This window comes from Loktanella sp. D2R18, from assembly GCF_003318235.1.
Classification (GTDB): Bacteria; Pseudomonadota; Alphaproteobacteria; order Rhodobacterales; family Rhodobacteraceae; genus Yoonia.
Genome location: NZ_QOCG01000015.1, coordinates 1 through 4,696, shown reverse-complemented (window position 1 = coordinate 4,696; position 4,696 = coordinate 1). Strand labels below are relative to the sequence as shown.

The window sequence follows — 4,696 nt, the reverse complement described above, 5'->3', positions numbered from 1 at the left end:
GCTTTGGCGCTTGCCTGTGAGCGGGCCAAGATACCGCACACCTGCGTTCACGGCCCGATCGCGAAGCAGGGTTCATTTAGACCGGACGATTCTATGACGGATTTGACATCGCTTGGGCAAACGCGCGTATGCGTGCTGCGTTGACGCCTTGGTCGCTGCGCCCAACCCTTGAGACACTGCGCATATCCACACGGCTGCCGTCCGTGGTTGGTGTGACGGCGACAACAATATCATCGGCGAAGTAAAACACAGGCGTGCGTGCCGTGGCCTCGAATTGAAACGTGTCATCGCGCTGGTCCACGATGCTCCACCCCATGTCATCCGCGATGGATAATGCGCGCGCGAAGGCGTCGTATGGCGACAGATCGGTCTGAATTGGCGCGATGTCGGGATAGGCGTCATTTTGCGCTGCGGCGTCCGCGCCACCGTATGCCAAACTGTTCGTGGCACCGGCGCGTGTGTCGTCCAGCGCCACGAACGCGGGCGGGTTTTCGGTGTCTGTTGAAATATTGTGGATCGGGGCTGCACGCACGGGCGGGTTGATCATTGCCATGATGATGGGGGACATCAAGGCTGCACCAATCACGACGGCCAGACTGGACAGGGCGATGCTGCGGCGCGCTTTCAGAAGCAAGCTGATAACTAGGGCTGCGGTTGCGACGCCCGCTGTGACATACGCGATGGAGTTGAAATAGACACGGTACAGCCTGAACCCTTCGATAGGCTCCCAAAACCCAAATCTTGCGCCAGACAATATGATCAAGACGGCGCCAACAGCCACAACTGCCAAGCAAAGCGCGATCCCCCCAATGTACAGAAAGGACGTCTTCGGATTATTATTCGCCTGTTTCACAAACTGTCCTTTGCCCGTCCAAGGCGTCTGGTTTTACAAGATGATCTGTAACAAACGATTGTTTGCGCACGATTATCCATAGCACGCTACAAGATGCCCCAACAACAAGCAACAAGACCGCGTAGCTGTGGATTAAGTCTTTCGAAATTGCTGAGACGATTTGCACGCCAATCGCCCCCAGTATCGTCCCGCTGAACTGGATCAACGCAGCAGCTGATCCTGTGTCTTGCGTTTGCTGGTCCAACAATAGGTTCGCGCCGGGTATCCGTACCATAATCACGGCGATTGTCATCAGCGCCGCAATCGCGCCAAAGGCCCAAAACGACAAAGGTCCGGCCGCAAACATAGCAATGCCAGCCAGAACGATTGCGCCAAAGCACCATTGGATTATATTGTCGACGGCGATGTCGCGCGACAAACGCATGTATAAAACGGGCCCGATTGCCGCGAAGACGGCATTGAACGCAAAGATGTAGCTGAAGCCTTGTTCGGTCATGCCAAACCTGTCCACATAGACGTAGGACGCGACGCCCAGAAACGATAAAAGGCACATCGGAGCGAGGGAAAAGGTAAGCAACAGATAGGCAAAGCGTGGGTTCATCCCCACAACCCCCAGCCTAACCCATGATTGATATAGCGGACCCGTTGATTTTTCCGGCAACGTCTCTTGGTAAAAGAACACAAGCACCAACACGCAGGATGCAAACACCGCCAACACCACAAAAATCATGTGCCAAGACGCGAATTGCAGCAGCAAAGCCCCCAAGACCGGCGCAACGATCGGCGCAATGATGACCAATGACATCACGACCGCCATCACCCGTTCGCGTTCGCGCCCATCGAACATATCTTTAACGATTGTCGTGCCAATGACCGTAACTCCGCCGCCTGCGATCCCTTGCAAAATGCGGTATCCGATCAAGTATTCGATTTGGTACACCAAAGCGCACAAAAGGCTGGCGACGATGTAGAGGACAAGGGTCACAAGCAAGACCGGTTTGCGCCCGATCCGTTCGCTTAGCGGCCCCCAAAATAGCAGTCCAAGGGCGAAAGCAATCATGTAGGCCGCCAGCGTGAGGTTAACCATGCTTTGCGTCACGCCAAACGTGTCGGTCATATCCGGCAGGGCGGGCAGATACATGTCCATCGTCAAGGGCGGAAAAGCCCCCAAGGCGATCAGGAAAAAGATCATCCCTTTACGGCCTAATGAGGGCTGTGCAATTTTCATCAGACTGGGGGCCTACCGTGTGCGGTTATTCGGGCATGGCATCCCGCAAAACGTCTTCGTCGATTTCAAGCGTCTGTGCGACATCTGCGAGGTAGGCATCACGCCCACCCGCCGCTTCGACGGCTGCAAAAAGGTCTTCTGCGCTGATCCCGAGTGTCGTTGCTGCCTCATCAAAGCCGGGGGGCAGGCCGCCTTGTCCGCCACCTAGTGCACCACCGGGGCCACCGCCTTGCGACCCAATTCCGCCACTGGCGGTGGTCGAGAAATTGTCTGACGCCTGCAACCCGACCAAACAGGTCGGAAGGTTCGGAAAGGTATCGCCCGCATGATAGTGGTAAATATTCAGGCCGTCTGCGGTCTCGGCCACATGTCCTTGGCACTCATCCAGATCTGACGGAACGCTTCCGTCTGCCTCTTGGCTTCCGTAAATGGCGAACCCGTCAAAGGCGTACCCGAAAAGCGCTGTTGCATCCTGGGGCAGATTGCAGCTGGCTGAAATGTCTGCGGCGTCTAGGACCGTGTCGATATCCGTGGCCGTCGCGTGCCAGTGATACCATCCGCCCGGATCAATATGGCCGCCGCACAAATCAAGCGCAGGCATATTGCTGCGTTCCTGGATAGAGGGCGCATCCGCAAAGATAGGAATGCCGTCTGTCGCTACACCCACCTTTGCAACTGTGCCCAGCTCGGTTGGCGCGTCCGCCATCACGGCTGTCACCGGCAGCAACATGGTCATTGTCACCGTGTCGTCGGCATCAAGGTTCATGCACGAATTGGTGCCATCAGGCGCACCGCCGCTTGTTATGACATTCACCGTTCCGTCTTCATTATAGAAGGAATATCCAAGGCTATTGAGCAGCTCCAGAAATTCGCGATCAATCTGGTACAGACCCGCTTGGTCGCCCGTCCAATCCCAAAGCCCGCCCGCGTCATCCAGTGTGGCGGGGCAAAACGGGCCGATTTTAAGATCATCGGGGAGATAATTTACTGTGAATTGATAACACTCGGCCGCAGTGCCGTCGGTGAGGGTGCAATCGAGAACCTCGGGGGCTGCGACGAAAACAACATCTAGAAATTCTGTAACATCAGGGTGCGCCAAGGCTGACACAGCGGGCAAAGCCACAATGAGCGACACGCTGAGGGTTGAAAGATTGAGCAGTGATTTTGTCATCGTGGGCACTTTCATGGAGTCGAGTTTTAAAGGATGAATTCTGCAATAAGAGTGAGGCTTGTTTGACATAGGTTCTCATTGCTCACTGAGATTGAAAGTATTATTCGAATTTTGGCCGTGTTTTCAAGAGGTTTTAAACTTCATTTGGGCCCAACCTCATTCTTAGGGTGATGCGTTCCATCTTGATCTGGCTGGAAACCGAACCGCGATATTGAAAGTGCCTCAGGCTGGACTTTAGGGTGTTTGAACAAGCCGGGCGGGCTAACGCGTTCATCTTGCGCGTGGGCGAACCCAGCATAACAGTGCAATATTCGACACAAGTGCGGAAAGCTGCCGTTCGCTGCGGTCTGCACTGCCGTCATCTCGTGAAAGCAAAAGCTGCCTTTCCCAACTTGCCCAAGCGCCAGACAAACATCACCCGAAATGGTCCCTTTTTACTCTGCGATTGACACGTTAGGGAAGGCTCACTATTCCATAAATGGCGTTCCACAAACCACCATTTAAAAGCCCTCTAAGATTTTCTGTGATTGCCGAAGAGCTGGTTTCTCGAGACCGCTACGACAGAAAGCAAAAACTATTATGTCGAAATCGAATCCATTAATCAAAGCACCTAGTGAAAGACCACCATGCGTATTTTCAGTTTTAGTATTTTAGTATCGATTGCTCTTTGTTCCCCACTTGTTGCCGAGGTCTTTACCCCTGCGCCAGGTACCCCCCTACGTAAGGAAATTTTGGATGCAGTACGTGTGCCTGCTATCCACACCTTTGGAGCGCCGGTTGAATTCCATGTGACGCGCTTGGAAGTGGAGGGAGGTGTGGCATTTGCCATGGCCACAGTAAAGCGCCTTAACGGTGTGGAAATTGATCTAACGCAAACACCGATGTTTTTACGCGGTGAAGGAGAGGATGTTTCCGAGGCAGTGATCCAGGCCTTCGTTAAACGTGTAGATGGGCAGTGGGTAGTTGAGGCCCCACAACCTATGGAGGGTTCAAACCTCTTATGGCCTCAGTACGCTATTGGCTCTGATGGTGTTTGGTTGCTTGGCCCACCATATTGCGAGGACTACAGTGCCTTCATTTTTCCGGGCGCTTGTGAATGATACATTCCCAATCCACCCATACCATGTAAAAACTCAGAGTTTGGCCTCATTTGGTGCCGTCGGATTTTCGATGTTGACCTATCCGGCCTTCACCTCGACGAGACGGACGAATGTCTGCAATGCGGGTGGCAAGCGCAGCATTTGGAGCTAATGGTCAACGGCGGCTTCGGGCCGTTCGCGTCGATCGACACCAAGGGCGGAAACCGGACATTTGAGGTGCCCCTAGTTCCCTAGACGCCTGCCTCGTTCATTTTCTGTTGTTTCATTTCATAGTCAACCGGCGACAGCATGCCATTGTTGGTGTGCTTGCGTGTCGGGTTGTAAAACATCTCGATGTAGTCGAA

5 protein-coding genes are annotated in these 4,696 nt (G+C 53.9%); 1 reads left to right on the top strand and 4 read right to left on the bottom strand.

Features of this window, described 5'->3' with window-relative positions; genetic code table 11:
• Positions 1-91 precede the first annotated feature (91 nt).
• Genes DS901_RS09650 through DS901_RS09640 form a run of 3 tightly spaced genes read right to left on the bottom strand, consistent with a single transcriptional unit; the run spans position 92 to position 3,252 of the window.
• Positions 92-853: a DUF1499 domain-containing protein gene (locus DS901_RS09650; RefSeq protein ID WP_113776739.1), complete on the bottom strand. Its 762-nt coding sequence runs from the start codon at positions 851-853 to the stop codon at positions 92-94.
• A complete protein-coding gene (locus DS901_RS09645) occupies positions 837-2,081 on the bottom strand; it encodes a multidrug effflux MFS transporter (protein WP_220150229.1) in 1,245 nt (414 codons plus the stop codon). Before DS901_RS09645 ends, DS901_RS09650 begins: the two co-directional genes overlap by 17 nt.
• Before the next feature lie 25 nt (positions 2,082-2,106).
• Entirely contained in the window at positions 2,107-3,252 is a 1,146-nt protein-coding gene (locus DS901_RS09640; RefSeq protein WP_181820829.1) for a YHYH protein, read from the bottom strand.
• Positions 3,253-3,878: 626 nt separating this feature from the next.
• Between DS901_RS09640 and DS901_RS09635 the strand changes: the two genes are divergently transcribed.
• The gene (locus DS901_RS09635) at positions 3,879-4,352 is read left to right on the top strand and encodes a hypothetical protein (protein WP_113776736.1); all 474 of its coding nucleotides are present in this window, start codon (positions 3,879-3,881) and stop codon (positions 4,350-4,352) included.
• Between the two features lie 230 nt (positions 4,353-4,582).
• Here DS901_RS09635 and DS901_RS19145 read toward each other — a convergent pair.
• On the bottom strand, positions 4,583-4,696 hold a 114-nt coding region (locus DS901_RS19145), incomplete at its 5' end, for an IS3 family transposase (protein WP_404932345.1).